The 15,249-nt window shown below is 56.5% G+C and carries 17 protein-coding genes; 9 read left to right on the top strand and 8 right to left on the bottom strand.

The window, feature by feature from the left end; genetic code table 11:
* Positions 1-9 precede the first annotated feature (9 nt).
* Positions 10-723 carry a phosphonate metabolism transcriptional regulator PhnF gene (gene phnF, locus P8T57_RS10570; protein ID WP_341363068.1) on the bottom strand — a complete coding sequence of 238 codons (714 nt, stop codon included), beginning with the start codon at positions 721-723 and terminating at the stop codon, positions 10-12.
* A 132-nt stretch (positions 724-855) separates the two neighbouring features.
* Here phnF and phnG point away from each other — a divergent pair, with 132 nt between their 5' ends.
* The 8 genes from phnG to phnN are packed head-to-tail and all read left to right on the top strand — an operon-like array spanning position 856 to position 7,283.
* Complete coding sequence (phnG, locus tag P8T57_RS10565) at positions 856-1,344, top strand: phosphonate C-P lyase system protein PhnG (protein WP_071239724.1); 489 nt, start codon at positions 856-858, stop codon at positions 1,342-1,344.
* Entirely contained in the window at positions 1,341-1,949 is a 609-nt protein-coding gene (gene phnH / locus P8T57_RS10560) for a phosphonate C-P lyase system protein PhnH (RefSeq protein WP_341363067.1), read from the top strand. The genes phnG and phnH overlap by 4 nt, the downstream gene beginning before the upstream one ends.
* Position 1,950: 1 nt before the next feature.
* Entirely contained in the window at positions 1,951-3,093 is a 1,143-nt protein-coding gene (locus P8T57_RS10555; protein WP_341363066.1) for a carbon-phosphorus lyase complex subunit PhnI, read from the top strand.
* Between the two features lie 5 nt (positions 3,094-3,098).
* Positions 3,099-4,028: an alpha-D-ribose 1-methylphosphonate 5-phosphate C-P-lyase PhnJ gene (locus P8T57_RS10550; protein ID WP_341363065.1), complete on the top strand. Its 930-nt coding sequence runs from the start codon at positions 3,099-3,101 to the stop codon at positions 4,026-4,028.
* Entirely contained in the window at positions 4,028-4,810 is a 783-nt protein-coding gene (phnK, locus tag P8T57_RS10545) for a phosphonate C-P lyase system protein PhnK (protein WP_341363064.1), read from the top strand. The genes P8T57_RS10550 and phnK overlap by 1 nt, the downstream gene beginning before the upstream one ends.
* Positions 4,811-4,820: 10 nt before the next feature.
* Positions 4,821-5,525: a phosphonate C-P lyase system protein PhnL gene (phnL, locus tag P8T57_RS10540; RefSeq protein ID WP_341363063.1), complete on the top strand. Its 705-nt coding sequence runs from the start codon at positions 4,821-4,823 to the stop codon at positions 5,523-5,525.
* Complete coding sequence (locus P8T57_RS10535) at positions 5,518-6,660, top strand: alpha-D-ribose 1-methylphosphonate 5-triphosphate diphosphatase (protein ID WP_063093604.1); 1,143 nt, start codon at positions 5,518-5,520, stop codon at positions 6,658-6,660. Before phnL ends, P8T57_RS10535 begins: the two co-directional genes overlap by 8 nt.
* The gene (gene phnN / locus P8T57_RS10530; RefSeq protein WP_341363062.1) at positions 6,657-7,283 is read left to right on the top strand and encodes a phosphonate metabolism protein/1,5-bisphosphokinase (PRPP-forming) PhnN; all 627 of its coding nucleotides are present in this window, start codon (positions 6,657-6,659) and stop codon (positions 7,281-7,283) included. The genes P8T57_RS10535 and phnN overlap by 4 nt, the downstream gene beginning before the upstream one ends.
* Before the next feature lie 57 nt (positions 7,284-7,340).
* Here the strand turns inward: phnN and P8T57_RS10525 are convergent, their stop codons facing one another.
* From P8T57_RS10525 to P8T57_RS10500, 6 genes are all read right to left on the bottom strand, one after another.
* Positions 7,341-8,036 (bottom strand): DUF1045 domain-containing protein, encoded by a 696-nt coding sequence (locus tag P8T57_RS10525; RefSeq protein WP_341363061.1) that lies wholly within the window; start codon positions 8,034-8,036, stop codon positions 7,341-7,343.
* 23 nt (positions 8,037-8,059) lie between these two features.
* Positions 8,060-8,707: a chloramphenicol acetyltransferase gene (locus P8T57_RS10520; protein ID WP_341363060.1), complete on the bottom strand. Its 648-nt coding sequence runs from the start codon at positions 8,705-8,707 to the stop codon at positions 8,060-8,062.
* A gap of 3 nt (positions 8,708-8,710) precedes the next feature.
* On the bottom strand, positions 8,711-9,523 hold the full coding sequence (phnE, locus tag P8T57_RS10515) for a phosphonate ABC transporter, permease protein PhnE (protein WP_341363059.1): 813 nt from the start codon (positions 9,521-9,523) through the stop codon (positions 8,711-8,713).
* A 68-nt stretch (positions 9,524-9,591) separates the two neighbouring features.
* Positions 9,592-10,608: a phosphonate ABC transporter substrate-binding protein gene (gene phnD / locus P8T57_RS10510; RefSeq protein WP_063093600.1), complete on the bottom strand. Its 1,017-nt coding sequence runs from the start codon at positions 10,606-10,608 to the stop codon at positions 9,592-9,594.
* Between the two features lie 72 nt (positions 10,609-10,680).
* The gene (gene phnC / locus P8T57_RS10505; protein WP_037990367.1) at positions 10,681-11,520 is read right to left on the bottom strand and encodes a phosphonate ABC transporter ATP-binding protein; all 840 of its coding nucleotides are present in this window, start codon (positions 11,518-11,520) and stop codon (positions 10,681-10,683) included.
* 302 nt (positions 11,521-11,822) lie between these two features.
* Entirely contained in the window at positions 11,823-12,890 is a 1,068-nt protein-coding gene (locus P8T57_RS10500) for an Ldh family oxidoreductase (protein WP_341363058.1), read from the bottom strand.
* Positions 12,891-13,045: 155 nt separating this feature from the next.
* Between P8T57_RS10500 and P8T57_RS10495 the strand changes: the two genes are divergently transcribed.
* On the top strand, positions 13,046-13,510 hold the full coding sequence (locus P8T57_RS10495; RefSeq protein ID WP_341363057.1) for an META domain-containing protein: 465 nt from the start codon (positions 13,046-13,048) through the stop codon (positions 13,508-13,510).
* A gap of 83 nt (positions 13,511-13,593) precedes the next feature.
* Here the strand turns inward: P8T57_RS10495 and P8T57_RS10490 are convergent, their stop codons facing one another.
* Entirely contained in the window at positions 13,594-15,225 is a 1,632-nt protein-coding gene (locus P8T57_RS10490; protein ID WP_341363056.1) for a BCCT family transporter, read from the bottom strand.
* Between the last annotated feature and the right edge of the window lie 24 nt (positions 15,226-15,249).

Genomic DNA, 15,249 nt, shown 5'->3' with positions numbered 1-15,249 from the left:
ACCTGTCTGCTACTCGACAATCAACTGCACCCGGTCGCTGGAAAAGGCGGTAATCCCGTATTCAATCGGTACACCGGCAGAATCGACATCAACACTTTCCGTCGATATCACCGGCCGGTTTTTCGCCTGTTTCAGCAGGCTGGCAACGCGTGATGATGGCAGTTGGGCGCTGATGCGGGTGGTTTTGCGGCTGTAATCATCAATCCCGAAATGCCTGAACGCTTCGGTCAGGGATTTTGTCTGGGTAAATATCTCGACAATCCCCTCGAACCGGGCAACCGGAAGGTAGCTGGTCGCCACCGCCAGCGGAATGCCATCCGCCTCCGATACTGAAAACAGTTCAACAACCCGCGTGCCCGGTTTGACATCCAGAAACTGGGCGATGGTCGCACTGGCTTTCAGGATTTCAGACGAAATCAATCGTTTGTCCGGCAGTCGATGACGGCCCGATACGATCTGGGAAAACCGCGTTTTGGCACCAAGCGGATAATCCAGAATCTGTTCCTGAACAAATGCCCCCCGTCCCTGTTCGACACGCACGACATTGGCATCGACAAGGGCTGACATCGCGCGTCGCACCGTATGCCGGTTAACACCGAATCGGCGGACCAGTTCCATCTCGGTCGGCATTTTATCGCCGGGTGCGAATACCCCGCTGGCAATATCGGCAAGAAGCTGTTTTTCGATTTGCTTCCAGATAGATAGCCCGGCTTCCCAATCCATCGAAATCCCCATTCACAAAACTTTCACCGCAAGGCCTTTGCCAAGCCCGCGTAATCGTCTTATAACGTGAATATGTATAGACGTCTAGACAAATTTTGAATTTGTCGATACCCGCATAGAAGGATCAAACAGATGACGGCGCAACCCGCCCCGCAATCCGGATCAGACCAGGGATCGAACATCGATCCCGCCACACAGGCACGCCAACGCTGGATGGCGGTGCTGGCCCGCACGAACCGCGCAATTCTTGAACAGGAATGGCACGATCATTTTGCCGATGTGCAATGGAGCCACCTGCGCGAACCGCAAATCGGCATGGTTATGGTGCGCGGTCGTGCCGGTGGGGCCGGGCAACGCTTCAACCTTGGCGAAATGACGGTCACACGCTGCGCAGTCACCCTGCCCGATGGCACGGTCGGCCATGCCTATGTCAAGGGACGGGACCGCATACAGGCGCAATATGCCGCCCTGTTTGATGCCATCATGCAACGCGACGATGGTGCGTCCGATTTCATCGACATGCTCGCCCGCCAGCAGGCCGAGGCAAAACGCGAAAACGGCCGCAAGGTTGCCGCCACCAAGGTCGATTTCTTTACCCTTGTCCGCGGAGAAGACGAATGACCATACAATCCCGGACAGGCGAATTGCTGCGTGGTTTTGAAAATGCCGCCTTTGAGTCCAATGCCGTTTTTCGCACCATTCTGGATGCCATGGCCCATCCCGGTCGGATTTACGATCTGCCGCTTGATCTCCCTGCACCGGCCGGGCTGAACAAATCCGCAACCGCATTTCTGCTGGCGATGGCCGATATGGATACGACAATCTGGCTGTCACCTGATTGCGCATCGGACGCGGCAAACGCCCATCTGAAATTCCATTGCGGCAGCCCGATCACCGGCACACCGTCCGCTGCCGATTTTGCCTTCGCCCGCCTTGATGGTGATCTCGCCTTCATCAAGGAACTGCCCATCGGCAATGCAGAATATCCCGATCAGTCGGCAACCCTGATCCTGATGGTCGAAGACATATCGGACAAGGCCGACATGATCCTGCGGGGCCCCGGCATCAAGGACAGCCAGAACCTTTCCGTGCCCGGCCTGCCTGCCGCCTTCCACGCATGGCGCGCGGAAAACCATCATCTGTTCCCCTGCGGTGTCGATGTCGTCTTTGCCGCAGATCGCAAAATCGCCGCCCTTCCGCGCACTACCCGGATCGAGGTCAGATAAAATGTATGTAGCCGTCAAAGGTGGCGAACGCGCCATCAACAATGCCCACCGGCTTCTGGCCGAAAAACGCCGTGGCGACAGGGACGTTGCCGAAATTGAAACCAGCCAGATCGAACAGCAATTGTCGCTTTCGGTCACCCGCGTCATGGCCGAAGGATCGCTTTATGACCGCGATCTGGCCGCCCTTGCCATCAAGCAGGCGCGCGGTGATCTGATCGAGGCAATCTTTCTGATGCGCGCCTATCGCACGACATTGCCGCGCTTTGCCTTTTCCAAACCGGTCAAAACCGCCGAAATGGATATCGCACGCCGCATTTCCGCAACCTTCAAGGATCTGCCGGGCGGGCAGATTCTGGGCCCGACATTCGACTACACCCACCGCCTGCTTGATTTCACCCTGATGGCCAATGGCGAGGAACCGGCAACCGCCCACACCGCCGATCACCCGGTGGATGAAACCATGCCCCGCGTTCTTGACGACCTTCTGAATTACGAGGGCCTGATACAGGACGAACCCAACCCGACCAATGATGATGCGCCAGTCGCCGATCTGACGCGCGAGCCGGTCAAATTCCCGGCGGATCGCGATCTTCGCCTGCAAAACCTGGCCCGCGGCGACGAGGGCTTTGTTCTGGCACTGGGTTATTCCACCCAGCGCGGCTACGCCAACAGCCACGCCTTTGTCGGTGAAATCCGCTATGGCAGCGTTGCGGTCGAAATCGAACCCGAAGAACTCGGCTTTGCCATTGATATCGGCGATATCGAACTGACCGAATGCGAAACCGTCAACAAGTTCAAGGGTTCCAAAACCAAACTGCCGCAATTCACCCGTGGCTACGGGCTTGTCTTCGGTCAGAACGAACGCAAGTCGATTTCGATGGCACTGGTGGATCGCGCCATGCGCGCGCGCGAAATGGGCGAACAGGTCATGGGCCCGGCCCAGGACGAAGAATTCGTCATGGAACATAGCGACAATGTGCAGGCAACCGGCTTTGTCGAACATATCAAGCTGCCGCACTATGTCGATTTCCAGGGCGAACTTGAACTTGTCCGGCGCATGCGTGCCGAAGTGCTGGAACGTCTGGCAAAGGCGGACGCAGCAGACGCCCAAAATGCCAGATCACAACCCGAAGCCGCGGAGTAACCAATATGGAACAGACCGTAAATAATCCGGCGCAAGCATCTTCGGCCTATAATTTTGCCTATCTTGATGAACAAACCAAACGCATGATCCGGCGCGCGCTGCTAAAGGCCGTTGCCATCCCCGGATATCAGGTGCCGTTTGCCGGCCGCGAAATGCCGATGCCCTATGGCTGGGGTACCGGCGGGGTGCAGGTCACGGCTGCCGTCATCGGCCCGGACGATACCCTTAAAGTCATCGATCAGGGCGCGGATGACACCACCAATGCGGTATCGATCCGGCAGTTCTTTGCCAAGACCGCCAATGTCGCCACCACCGAAAAAACCGCCGAGGCATCGATCATCCAGACCCGCCACCGCATTCCCGAAAAGGAACTGCGCGAAGACCAGATCCTTGTCTATCAGGTGCCGATCCCCGAACCGCTTCGCTTCCTTGAACCGCGCGAAACCGAAACGCGCAAGATGCACGCGCTCGAAGAATATGGCCTGATGCATGTGAAGCTCTATGAAGACATTTCGCGTCACGGCCATATCGCCACCACCTATGCCTATCCGGTAATGGTCGATGATCGCTATGTCATGGACCCGTCGCCGACACCGAAATTCGACAATCCGAAAATGGACATGATGGCCGCCCTGCAGCTTTTCGGGGCCGGACGTGAAAAACGCATCTATGCCCTGCCGCCTTACACAAAGGTCAAAAGCCTCGATTTCGAAGATCACCCGTTCGAGGTGCAAAGCTGGAAAGACGAATGCGGCATGTGCGGCGCAACCGACAGCTACCTTGACGAGGTCATCCTCGATGACAGGGGCAACCGGATGTTCGTCTGCTCGGACACCGATTATTGCAGCGAACGGCAGGAAGCCGGCCATCGCGGCCCGCAACATCATGATCAGCCCCTTGGCACCAGCCACAGCAACGGAAAGGCCGCAGAATAATGACCCGCTCACATGAACCGCTTCTGCGCGTTTCCGACCTGACCATGATGTATGGCGACCGGGTCGGTTGCCGCAATGTCAGCTTCGAACTCCGCCCCGGCGAAGTGCTTGGCATTGTTGGTGAATCCGGCTCTGGCAAATCAACTTTGCTGCGCAGCATTGCAGCCCAACAGGAACCGACCAAGGGCACCGTCGAATATCACACCCGCATCGATGGCATCCGCGATGTCTACCAGATGTCCGAAGCGCAACGTCGATTGCTGATGCGCACCGACTGGGCGTTTGTTCACCAGAATGCCCGCGATGGATTGCGCATGAATGTCAGTGCCGGGGCCAATATCGGCGAACGCCTGATGGCGGTGGGTGACCGTCATTACGGCAATATCCGAAGCACCGCCGAAAACTGGCTTGGCAAGGTCGAAATTGCCACCGAACGCCTTGATGATCTGCCCTCAACCTTTTCGGGTGGCATGCAGCAACGCCTGCAAATCGCCCGCAACCTCGTAACCAGCCCGCGTCTCGTTTTCATGGACGAACCCACGGGTGGTCTGGACGTCTCGGTTCAGGCCCGCCTGCTCGATCTGCTGCGCGGGCTGGTTCACGACCTTAATCTGGCGGTGATCATCGTCACCCACGATCTGGCGGTTGCCCGCCTGCTATCGCATCGCCTGATGGTCATGCAGAACGGCGAAGTGATCGAAAGCGGCCTGACCGATCAGGTGCTCGACGATCCGCAGCACGCCTATACCCAGTTGCTTGTTTCTTCCATCCTGCAAAACTAGGGCGATTGAAATGTCTGAAATGCTTCACGCCACAAACGTCGCCAAGGGCTTTACCCTCCATACTCAGGGCAGCGTCACGATCCCGGTATTCGAAGGGGTGGAATTCCACCTCAATGCCGGTGAATGCATCGCGCTGACCGGTGAATCCGGATCGGGGAAAAGCACCTTCATGCGCATGCTTTATGCCAATTACACCTGCTCAAGCGGCACGATCAGCGTGCTGCACGATGGCGACTGGCTCGATATCACCACCGCAAGCCCGCATGCGATCCTTGATATGCGTAAACGCACCATGGGCTATGTCAGCCAGTTCCTGCGCGTCATTCCGCGTGTGCCAACGCTTGAAATCGTCGCCGAGCCCCTGATCGCGCTGGGTACGGCCCGCGAAACGGCACTGGCAAAGGCCCGCGATCTTCTGACCCGCTTGCGCATTCCCGAACGTCTGTGGCAACTTTCCCCCCTGACCTTTTCCGGGGGCGAACAGCAACGCGTGAATATCGCGCGCGGTTTCATCGCCGACTATCCGATCATGCTGCTTGATGAACCGACCGCATCGCTTGACACCCAAAATCGTGCCACGGTTCTGGCATTGATTGAAGAAGCCAAGGCACGCGGCGCTGCCATTGCCGGTATTTTCCATGATCACGACACCCGCGATGCGGTCTGCACGGGATCGTTTGATGTGACTTCGTTTAAAGTTGGGGCCAATGACTGAACAGATTTTTACCAATGCCAAAATTGTCCTCGCCAATGATGTCATCGAAGGTGCCGTTCAGATCAAAGACGGACTGATCACCGATATCTCGGACCGCCCGTCCAATCTGCCCGGTGCCGAAGACATGGGCGGCGATTATCTGATGCCCGGTCTGGTCGAACTGCATACCGACAATCTCGAAAAACACCTGACCCCGCGCCCCAAAACCCGCTGGCCCGCCACCGCCGCCGTGATTGCGCACGACAATCAGGTCGCCAGTGCCGGCATCACAACGGTCTTTGATGCCATCTCTGTCGGCGACGTCTCAGACGGATCAGAACGGATCGAACGACTGGTTGAATCAGTGACCGCCCTTCAGCATGCGCTCGAGAACAACCTTTTGCGTGCAGATCACAAACTGCATCTGCGCTGTGAAACGTCCTATGGTGGGCTGGTCGAGGCGCTCGATAATCTGGTTGATCTGCCTCTGGTCAAGATGCTCTCGGTGATGGATCACACGCCGGGCCAACGCCAATTCGTCAGTCTGGATGCCTATTACACCTATTATCAGGGCAAATACGGCCTCTCGGACGAGGAAATGCGCAAATTCGTCGCCAGCCGCAAACGTGATTCCGAACTGTATTCCGCCAAACATCGCCGTCACGTTGTCGACGTCGCCCATAGCCGGGGCCTTGCACTGGCAAGCCACGATGACGCGACCGAGGAACACGTTGCCGAAGCCGTCGCCGATAAAATGACGGTGGCCGAATTCCCGACGACCCTGGCGGCTGCCAAGGCATCGCACGAAGGCGGTCTTGGCGTGATGATGGGCGGGCCGAACCTTGTGCGCGGCGGCTCGCACAGCGGCAACGTTGCGGCGGGCGATCTGGCAAAGCACGGCTATCTCGACATTATTTCAAGCGACTATGTCCCGCACAGCCTGCTGCATGGCGTCATGAAACTGTTTGATGATTTCGATGCCTATGACCTGCCGCGTGCGGTCCGCACCGCGACCCTGACCCCGGCAAAACAGGTCGGCCTTGATGACCGGGGCGAGATCGCGGTTGGCAAACGCGGCGATCTGATCCGGGTCCATCATTCACCGCATCATCCGATTGTGCGCGGTGTGTGGCGTCTGGGAAGCCGCGTGTCATGACCGTGCGCCATGACACCCCTCATGGCGTTTCGGAAAATGGATTGCTGATTCTTGTCGTCGGCCCCAGCGGGGTTGGCAAGGATACCCTATTGGATGCGGCAAGGACACGTTTGCACGACGATGAAACCATCCTGTTTCCCCGTCGCTGCATTACCCGCCCGGCCGGGTCGGTTGGCGAAATCCATATTCCTGTCCGCGCCGAGGATTTTGCTTCGATGGCAAAGCAGGGGGCCTTCCTGCTGAGCTGGCGGGCGCACAATCTTTGTTACGGCATTCCCAATCATGTCCAGAACGACGTCGCCAACGGCAAAATCGTTGTCGTCAACGCATCACGCAGCGTGATTGACGATGCCCGCGATCTTCTGGGTTCCGATCACGTCCGGGTCATCAGCATCCGCGCGGGCGAGGATGCCCTTCGCCAACGCCTTGTGGCCCGTGGCCGCGAAAGTTCCGACGATATCGAACAACGCCTGCGGCGTGCATCGGCCTATCAGGTCGATGGTCCCAACGTGATCGCCGTTGAAAATGACAATGACCTTGAAACCGGTATTGGCCGTTTCATCGATGCCATTTTCCATCGCCCGGCCCCAAAGGACCAATCGCCCGGAAACCGGGCAGTCTAAACAAAAAATGCTGCAGCAAAACACTGCATTTTTTATTTCCCACGGCGCAATCACCCGTCATCCAAGCGCAAAGCGTCGCAACAAATCAAACGGCTTTCCATCCCCCGGATCACCAAAAAGACAGACATCGCTGATCGTAAATGGTGCCTCGCACAACGGTGCAACAATCGGGGCAAGCTCATCGCGCACCCGCATCATCCGATCCGGATCAAGCTTGCCGGTCAGGGTCAGGTGAAAACGGAATTCTTCCATCACATAGGGATAACCCCACCGGACCAGATATTCTTCCTGTCGATCACTTAACCCCGATGCACGGCGTTTATTCATCGCGGCTTCGTCTTCGGGCTGACGAAAACCGTCAAGCACTTGCACAAGACCAGACGCCAGCGCACCAAGCTGATCGGTCGGCGCAGTCGGGATCAGGGCAATAAAACTGCCAATCGATTTCAGCAAAAGCGGGCCACACGTCACCGAAGACGCCGCCGCACAATAGTCGACAATCGCGCTTTCAAGCTGCGCGCGTGTCTGTCCATCCTTTAAGGCAAATGGCGGTTTCAGGGTGCCATGAAACCCGTATCGCGACGGGGAAACGGTGATCGATGCGATCTCGTCCCGGTCAAGTCCCGCAACATCCGGGCGCGCGATTTCCCGCCCGGTTGCCGGATCACGCCCCAGCCAGGCATTGCCAAAATCCGCCAGATCACTGTCGGCTTTTGGTGCATAATAAACAGCATAACGCTGATAGTCGGTCATGGGGCCTCGAATTGGATGTCGATTTATCGCAGATCGTATTTCAGACAGAAATCCCGCACCGGCAGACGACGAAAATCGTCAAGCCGGTCTGCCAATGTTGCATGATCCCAGTCCCACCAGCAAATGCGAAGCAGCGCATCAACAATTTCCGCATCAAATCGCGGCCGAAGCGGCGTTGCCGGAATGCCGGTGACAATGGTGTAGGGCGGCACATCCTTGGTCACCACCGCACCCGAACCAACGACGGAGCCGATCCCGATGGTAACCCCACCCTGAACAATCGCGCCATGTCCGATCCAGACATCATGATCGAGTTTGACGCGCTTTTCCCGGCGCCAGTCAAAAAATGCCGGATCATCATCGCCAAGCTCATAGGCACTCGACCGGTACTGGAAATGATGCATCGATGCCCGGTCCATCGGGTGCTGCCCCGGATTGATCCGCGTGTGGGCGGCGATATTTACGAATTTTCCGATGTCGGAATAGATGATCTCGCTGTCATTGACGACATAGGAATAATCACCCATCACGCTTTCGCGGATGCTGGTGCGCGGGCCAATTTCGGTCCAGACACCAAATTCGCAATCAACCACCACCGCACTCGGATCAATCGTCGGGGCCTCCGACAATTGTTTCATTGCCGGTTTGGCCTGCGTAATCTTGAACGTCATGGATCAGGTCACCAGTTTGCGCAAACGCTGGGATGCGATATCAAGCAGGCTGACCGACAGGATGATGATGATCATGACCGCCGCCGTTTCCGCGTAATAAAATGCGCGGATATATTCCCAAAGAATTGCACCAATACCGCCGGCACCAACAATACCCAGAACGGTTGCCGAGCGCACATTGCTTTCAAACCGATACAGCGAATACGAAATCCAAAGCGGAAGAACCTGCGGGATCACCCCGAATATCACTTCCTGAAGCGCATTTGCACCCGTTGCCCGAATGCCTTCAACCGGTTCGGGATCGATGGCCTCAACCGCCTCGGAAAACAGTTTCGCGAGAATCCCGGTGGTATGAATCCACAATGCCAGCACCCCGGCAAACGGTCCAAGACCAACCGCGACAACAAACAGCATGGCAAAAACCATTTCATTGATCGCGCGGAAGGAATCCATCAGGCGGCGTACCGGCTGATAAACCCAGAACGGAACGATGTTTTCAGAAGACAGAATGCCAAACGGGATCGAACAGATAATAGCAAGCGCCGTACCCCAGATCGCAATCTGGATGGTGATCCACATTTCGCTGACATAGGTTTTCCACATCAGGAAATCCGGCGGGAAAAAGCCATCGGCAAAATCGACCATGTTGCCACTGTTTTCCACCAGCGCCATCGGACGCATATCCGCGCCTTCCCAGGACCAGGCCAGAAGACCCATGATGATGGTCCATAAAAGAATATTGGCAGCGGATCGTTTCAGATCGCGTGGCGGAAGTTCCGCCGGTGCCGCCGCGGCAGAAGAAATACTGCTGTTCATGGTGTTAATCCCGGATGGTAAAAAAGCAAACAGGGAGCCCGCATGCGGGCCCCCTGCCATAAAACCGGTTACTCGTAAGAAACCAGAATGTCGAGTTCGGCCAGTTTCATGTCGATCTCGGCAATGCGGGCAGCTTTTTCATCCGCCGACAATTCTGCCGTGTTCTCGATTTTCAGCTTGTTTTTATACAGTTCAAGCTGACGGATCGGGTAAAGCTGCGCATTGCTGCTTTCCATGAACTTGCCCATGCCGTCCTGAATGCCGCCAAGAACCTTGTTGGCTTCTTCAACATTGCCCAGGCGACCATAACCAAGGAAGAACGCCTTGATTTCGGATTTCAGTTCGCGCGACATATCCTTGCGATAAACCATCGGATCAGACGGGATCAGCGGCGAGGTCCAGATAACCTTGACCTTGTCGGTGATTTCCGGCTTGACCATCTGGGTGCGCGCAAGTTGTTCGGAATTGTTGGCTGCAACATCAACCTGATTATTGGCAGTCGCCATCAGGTTGGTTTCGTGGTTGGCATTGCGAACGGTTTTGAAGCAGTTTTTCGGATCAACGCCGTTCTGCGCAAAGACGTAATAGGTCGGAACCAGGAAGCCGGAGGTCGAGTTCGGATCACCGATACCGAAGTTAAGCGTGCCGTCGCATTTCAGCATATCGGCAAGCGTGTTGAGCTTGTCGTTATCGGCCTGGGTGATGATGTGGGAATAATAGCCGTTCGTACCATCGCTTTTGGACGTCTGGACGAAAACTTCGCCGCCCGCACGATCAACGGCTTCCATCGCCGACTTGTTACCGAACCAGCCAACGTGAACCTTGCCAAAACGCATGCCTTCGATGATCCCGGCATAATCCGGCGCGAAGAATGCTTCGACATCCTTGCCAAGGGCTTCTTCCAAATCCTCGATCAACGGCTGCCACTGGGCTTTCAGGTTCGAGCTGGATTCAGTTGAGATAAAGCCGAAAACGATGGTTTCCGGGTCTTTTTCAAGCGGCTTGAATTCGACATCGGCATAGGCCACGCCGGTTACGAGCATGCTGGCAGCAAGGGCTGCGGATGCAATTGTCTTGCGGATCATGGGAAGTCCCCCGTCAGGTTGGTTGGTAGAGGTGAAATAAAAAGAGGTAAGGCAGAGAGGAATCGTCCTGATCTAGCTTGAAGCGAACGCCAGATCCTTCTCCGCAACCCTGCTCTTGGCCGGAACTTGATCCGGGGCAGGTGCGAAAAGCTCGGAAGAATATTCGCCGTAAAGTTCGCGCAGGAATTCCGGCGTCAGTTCGGTGGATGGGCCGTCAAAAACGACTTCGCCATCGCGCATCGCAATCGTGCGCGCACAATAATCACGGGCATAATCGACCTGATGCAGCGATACGATCACGGTGACATTGTCTTCGCGATTGACCCGATCAAGCGTATTCATCACCTTGCGTGATGACGCCGGATCAAGCGATGCAATCGGCTCATCGGCCAGAATAAGGCGTGCACCCTGTGTGATCGTGCGCGCAATCGCGGCACGCTGCTGCTGCCCGCCCGAAAGGTTGCGGGCTTTCTTTGTCGCATGACCATCGATACCGACACGCTTTAACGCGGTCATTGCCCGCATGCGCTCGGCCTTGGTGAACAGGCATAACGACCCACGCCATGCCGGCACCCGGCCCAGCATCCCGGTCAGAACATTGGTCAGAACCGTCAGGCGGCTGACCAGATTGAATTGCTGAAACACAACACCAATATCGGCCCGCACCTTGCGCGCACCCCTTGCAATACGGCCGTTCTGCTGGATGACTTCACCGAATACTTCGATCTTGCCACCATCGCGATCCCCGCGCAGCAAACCGGCAATATGACGGATCAGGGTGGATTTACCCGAACCGGACGCCCCGATCAGCGCGACCATCTCGCCCTCGCGGACCTGTAAACTGACATTGTTCAATGCCCGTTTATCGCGCGAGAAGCTCTTGTTCAGTCCGGAAATATCTACGACCAGCATTAAAGTCCGCCTGCTTGTGTTTCGCTGGTCAAGAAGCTACGCACAAACCGCGACTCTATGGTGACGATGATGTTACAGTTCGATGATTACGACGCCTTCATTTCACCGACAACAATCAAACTTGTCTATACATCAATATATTCTTCAAATAAAAAAATGTTCGTCCAAGAAATGGCAGTGTAATAATTCAATTATTACTTGTGACCACGTTCACAAATAGCGATACAGGCGAGCCAGATCACGAAAAACCCCGACAGAAAGAAACTGCCGGGGTCTTATATTCCGCCTGATCGCGTATGGATTTACTTGATCGCCTCAATCGCGGCGATGACATCATCTTCGATATCAAGCCCCTGAATTTCCGCATCCCGCCGCGCATTCTGCCCGCGCCGCCCCGGCAACCGCACGGCTTCCTCAAGCGCGATTTCATCTGCGATATAGCGCAAATGATCAAGTATCCCCGCCCCACCGACTGCAACCGGATCAATGGCAATCACCAGCTGGCCCAATGCGGGCGGCGCACCCTTGTCATCAAAAAGCGACGATGACTGATGCCCGAATTGCGCACCGGTCAACCCCGCGGCCAGCATTTCGACCATCATGGCAAGTGCCGCACCCTTGACCCCGCCTGCCGGAACCATCGTGCCTTCAAGCGCCCTGACCGCATCCGTCGTCGGATTGCCGTCTGCATCCAATGCCCAGTCATCGGGGATCGGAACCCCTTTCTGCTTGGCCGCCATGATCTTGCCGCGCGCAACCTTAGACAATGCCAGATCAATCACGATCGGATCGCCATCGCCGATCGGGGTGGCAAAGGCAATCGGGTTGGTGCCAAACATCGGGCGGCGACCACCCCAGGGCGCCATCGCGGCCGGGGCATTGGCAAACATCATCGCCGCCAGCCCCGCCTCGGCCAGTCTTTCCACGGTAAGTCCCATCACCCCGGCATGGTGGGATTTATGGATTGCCGCCACCGCAATCCCCTGCGCACGCGCGATATCGGGCAATCTTTCGATCATCAGGTCAAGTGCCGGATAGGCAAAGCCGAACTGCGCATCAATCCGCAACACGGCGGGAAACGGCTGATCAGCAACCGGTTTGGCAAACCCGTCCACCTTGCCTGCACGGGCCTGCGCGGCATAGGCCGGAACGCGGCGCAAACCGTGCCCGCCCTGGCCTGCGGCCTCGGCCGTGATCAGGGCGGTTGCCACCGATCTGGCATTGTCGGGATCAACCTTGCAACGCAGCAGGATATCACACACAAGCGCATGTGCGTCAGACAGGGAAAGCTTCATGATGGTGACCTTAAGATGGTGGCGGGCCCGGATACCATAGCCCCCGGCACCGCCAAGCGCAAAGGTCTTGTGCACCGCAACCCTGCCAACCCCTTATGACACCACTATAAAATCGCACCGTGCCCCTGCTAAAATTTCGCCGCAAAGTCGTATGAGTATCCCGGCATGGTTCATGCTGCCCGAAACACGGCATTCAGACCCGGACAGCCTCCAAACACAGGATATTTCCAATGCGCAAAGCAACCTCTTTAACCTTCGCCGCATTTGGCATCGCCAGCAGCCTGTGGCTTGCCGGTTGTGCAGCCACGACCAAACCGGCCGAGGAAAAATCCCCCGCCGACTGGTCGGCCATCGCGGATCGCGACTGGCAATTGATGCGGATAGAGGCCAAAGACAAAACCCTGATGCCAATGACGCCGATCCTCGCCAGTGTGAATTTCACCAAGGACGGTAAGGTTGCCGGATCGACCGGTTGCAACCGCTATTTCGGGAATTACACCCGAAATGACACCGCCCTTGATGTCTCCCCGCTTGGCAGCACCAAAATGATGTGCATGGAAAATGCGATGGAGATCGAAGACGCCTTCATCGCCGCCATGTCCGATGTCAAAGGCTGGAAATTGCAGGAAGACGACCTGCTGCTGGTCGATGGCAGCAACAAATCGATCATGACCTTCGAACGGATCAAGCCGTAATCGACGGGTCAGTGCAAAACAAACCGCAAAATAAAAGGGGCGCAATTTTCTGCGCCCCTTTTTTACGTCTATCGATCTGCCGTTCAGCGTGGTTCGCTGCGCAATCCCTGAATGATGGAATAACACGCCAGCAGAAGAATGATCGCAAACGGGAAACCGGTTGAAACCGCCATCGCCTGCAAGGCTCCCAATCCGCCGCCAAGCAGCAGCGCAATCGCAACCAGTCCTTCAAACGTGCACCAGAATATACGCTGGGGCACCGGGGCATCGACCTTGCCGCCCGCGGTAATCGTATCGATCACCAGCGACCCGGAATCCGATGACGTGACAAAGAACACGATCACCAGAACAATGCCGATAAAGGACGTGATCGAGTGCAACGGCAATTGTTCAAGCATGGTGAAAAGCTTGATCGGAAGGGCGGCATCGGCAATCGCCTGAACGCCTTCATTGACCATATGCACCGCCGTGCCGCCAAATGCGGTCATCCACAGCACACAAACCAGCGACGGAATGATCAGAACACAGGTAATGAATTCCCGCACCGTCCGGCCCCGCGATACGCGCGCGATGAACATACCGACAAACGGCGACCACGAAATCCACCACGCCCAATAGAATGACGTCCAGCCCTGGCTGAAATTGGCATCCTCGCGCCCGATCGGGTTCGAAAGCGCCGGCAGATATTCGACATAGGCGACAAGGCTTGTGAAAAAGCCCTTGATGATATCCATCGTCGGCCCGACCAGCACGACAAACAGCAAAAGCAATGCCGCCAGAACCATATTGATTTCCGAAAGCCGCTTGACCCCGGCATCAAGCCCGGCAAGGACAGAAATCAGCGCAATGCCGGTAATCCCGATGATCAGGAACACCTTCGATCCGTCGGATTCCGGTAACCCGAACAGGAATTGAAGCCCGGCATTAGCCTGTTCCGCCCCAAAACCAAGCGACGTCGCAAGCCCGAACAGGGTGGCAAATACCGCCATGATATCAATCACATGCCCGGTCCAGCCCCATACCCGTTCGCCAAAGATCGGATAAAACACCGACCGCATGGTCAATGGCAGGCCCTTGTTAAACGAAAACAGCGCAAGTGCGAGCGCCACGGTGGCATAAATCGCCCACGGATGAAGGCCCCAATGGAAAATCGTTGCCGCCATGCCAAGGTCAAAGGCAGCATCCGCATCGCCCATCGCCCCGCCAAGCGGTGCCCAGTCCGTCCGGGCCCCGCCATCACCAACAACCGCACCCCCCATCGAGGTGGTGAAATGCGAAATCGGTTCTGACACGCCATAGAACATAAGGCCGATGCCCATGCCTGCGGCAAACAGCATGGCAAACCAGCCACTATAGGAATAATCGGGCGTCGCATCCTGCCCGCCAAGCCGCACCTTGCCCAGCGGGGAGACGATCAGAAACAGACACAACAGAACAAACACATTCGCCGCCGACAGGAAAAACCAGTCAAGCGTCGATGTCAGCCAGCCCCGCATGTCATTGAACATCGGCCCCACACTGTCCTGAAACGCCAGTGTCAGAAACACGAACGCCACAATCGACAAGCCCGATATCAGAAAGACGGGGTTATGAACATCAAGCCCGAACGGCCCGATCTGTGTGGTGATGTTATCCTGCCCGATCTCATAATCGGTCTCGATCGGATTGGCGGCACCATCCGGGCTTTCGATGCCCGTCTCGGCATTCGATCCCATGAAAATCTCCCTTGAAAAGCATAT

Origin of the sequence: Thalassospira sp. SN3W (assembly GCF_038070535.1) — a bacterium.
In the GTDB taxonomy this organism is placed as follows: Bacteria; Pseudomonadota; Alphaproteobacteria; order Rhodospirillales; family Thalassospiraceae; genus Thalassospira; species Thalassospira xiamenensis.
The sequence above is the reverse complement of the archived record's forward strand: the minus strand, read 5'-3'. Positions and strand labels throughout refer to the sequence as shown.

Excerpts from the sequence above, each read along its gene's own strand:
- phnF (WP_341363068.1), bottom strand. The coding sequence starts at position 723 with ATGGATTGGGAAGCCGGGCTATCTATCTGGAAGCAAATCGAAAAACAG.
- phnG (WP_071239724.1), top strand. The coding sequence starts at position 856 with ATGACGGCGCAACCCGCCCCGCAATCCGGATCAGACCAGGGATCGAAC.
- phnH (WP_341363067.1), top strand. The coding sequence starts at position 1,341 with ATGACCATACAATCCCGGACAGGCGAATTGCTGCGTGGTTTTGAAAAT.
- P8T57_RS10555 (WP_341363066.1), top strand. The coding sequence starts at position 1,951 with ATGTATGTAGCCGTCAAAGGTGGCGAACGCGCCATCAACAATGCCCAC.
- P8T57_RS10550 (WP_341363065.1), top strand. The coding sequence starts at position 3,099 with ATGGAACAGACCGTAAATAATCCGGCGCAAGCATCTTCGGCCTATAAT.
- phnK (WP_341363064.1), top strand. The coding sequence starts at position 4,028 with ATGACCCGCTCACATGAACCGCTTCTGCGCGTTTCCGACCTGACCATG.
- phnL (WP_341363063.1), top strand. The coding sequence starts at position 4,821 with ATGTCTGAAATGCTTCACGCCACAAACGTCGCCAAGGGCTTTACCCTC.
- P8T57_RS10535 (WP_063093604.1), top strand. The coding sequence starts at position 5,518 with ATGACTGAACAGATTTTTACCAATGCCAAAATTGTCCTCGCCAATGAT.
- phnN (WP_341363062.1), top strand. The coding sequence starts at position 6,657 with ATGACCGTGCGCCATGACACCCCTCATGGCGTTTCGGAAAATGGATTG.
- P8T57_RS10525 (WP_341363061.1), bottom strand. The coding sequence starts at position 8,036 with ATGACCGACTATCAGCGTTATGCTGTTTATTATGCACCAAAAGCCGAC.
- P8T57_RS10520 (WP_341363060.1), bottom strand. The coding sequence starts at position 8,707 with ATGACGTTCAAGATTACGCAGGCCAAACCGGCAATGAAACAATTGTCG.
- phnE (WP_341363059.1), bottom strand. The coding sequence starts at position 9,523 with ATGAACAGCAGTATTTCTTCTGCCGCGGCGGCACCGGCGGAACTTCCG.
- phnD (WP_063093600.1), bottom strand. The coding sequence starts at position 10,608 with ATGATCCGCAAGACAATTGCATCCGCAGCCCTTGCTGCCAGCATGCTC.
- phnC (WP_037990367.1), bottom strand. The coding sequence starts at position 11,520 with ATGCTGGTCGTAGATATTTCCGGACTGAACAAGAGCTTCTCGCGCGAT.
- P8T57_RS10495 (WP_341363057.1), top strand. The coding sequence starts at position 13,046 with ATGCGCAAAGCAACCTCTTTAACCTTCGCCGCATTTGGCATCGCCAGC.
- P8T57_RS10490 (WP_341363056.1), bottom strand. The coding sequence starts at position 15,225 with ATGGGATCGAATGCCGAGACGGGCATCGAAAGCCCGGATGGTGCCGCC.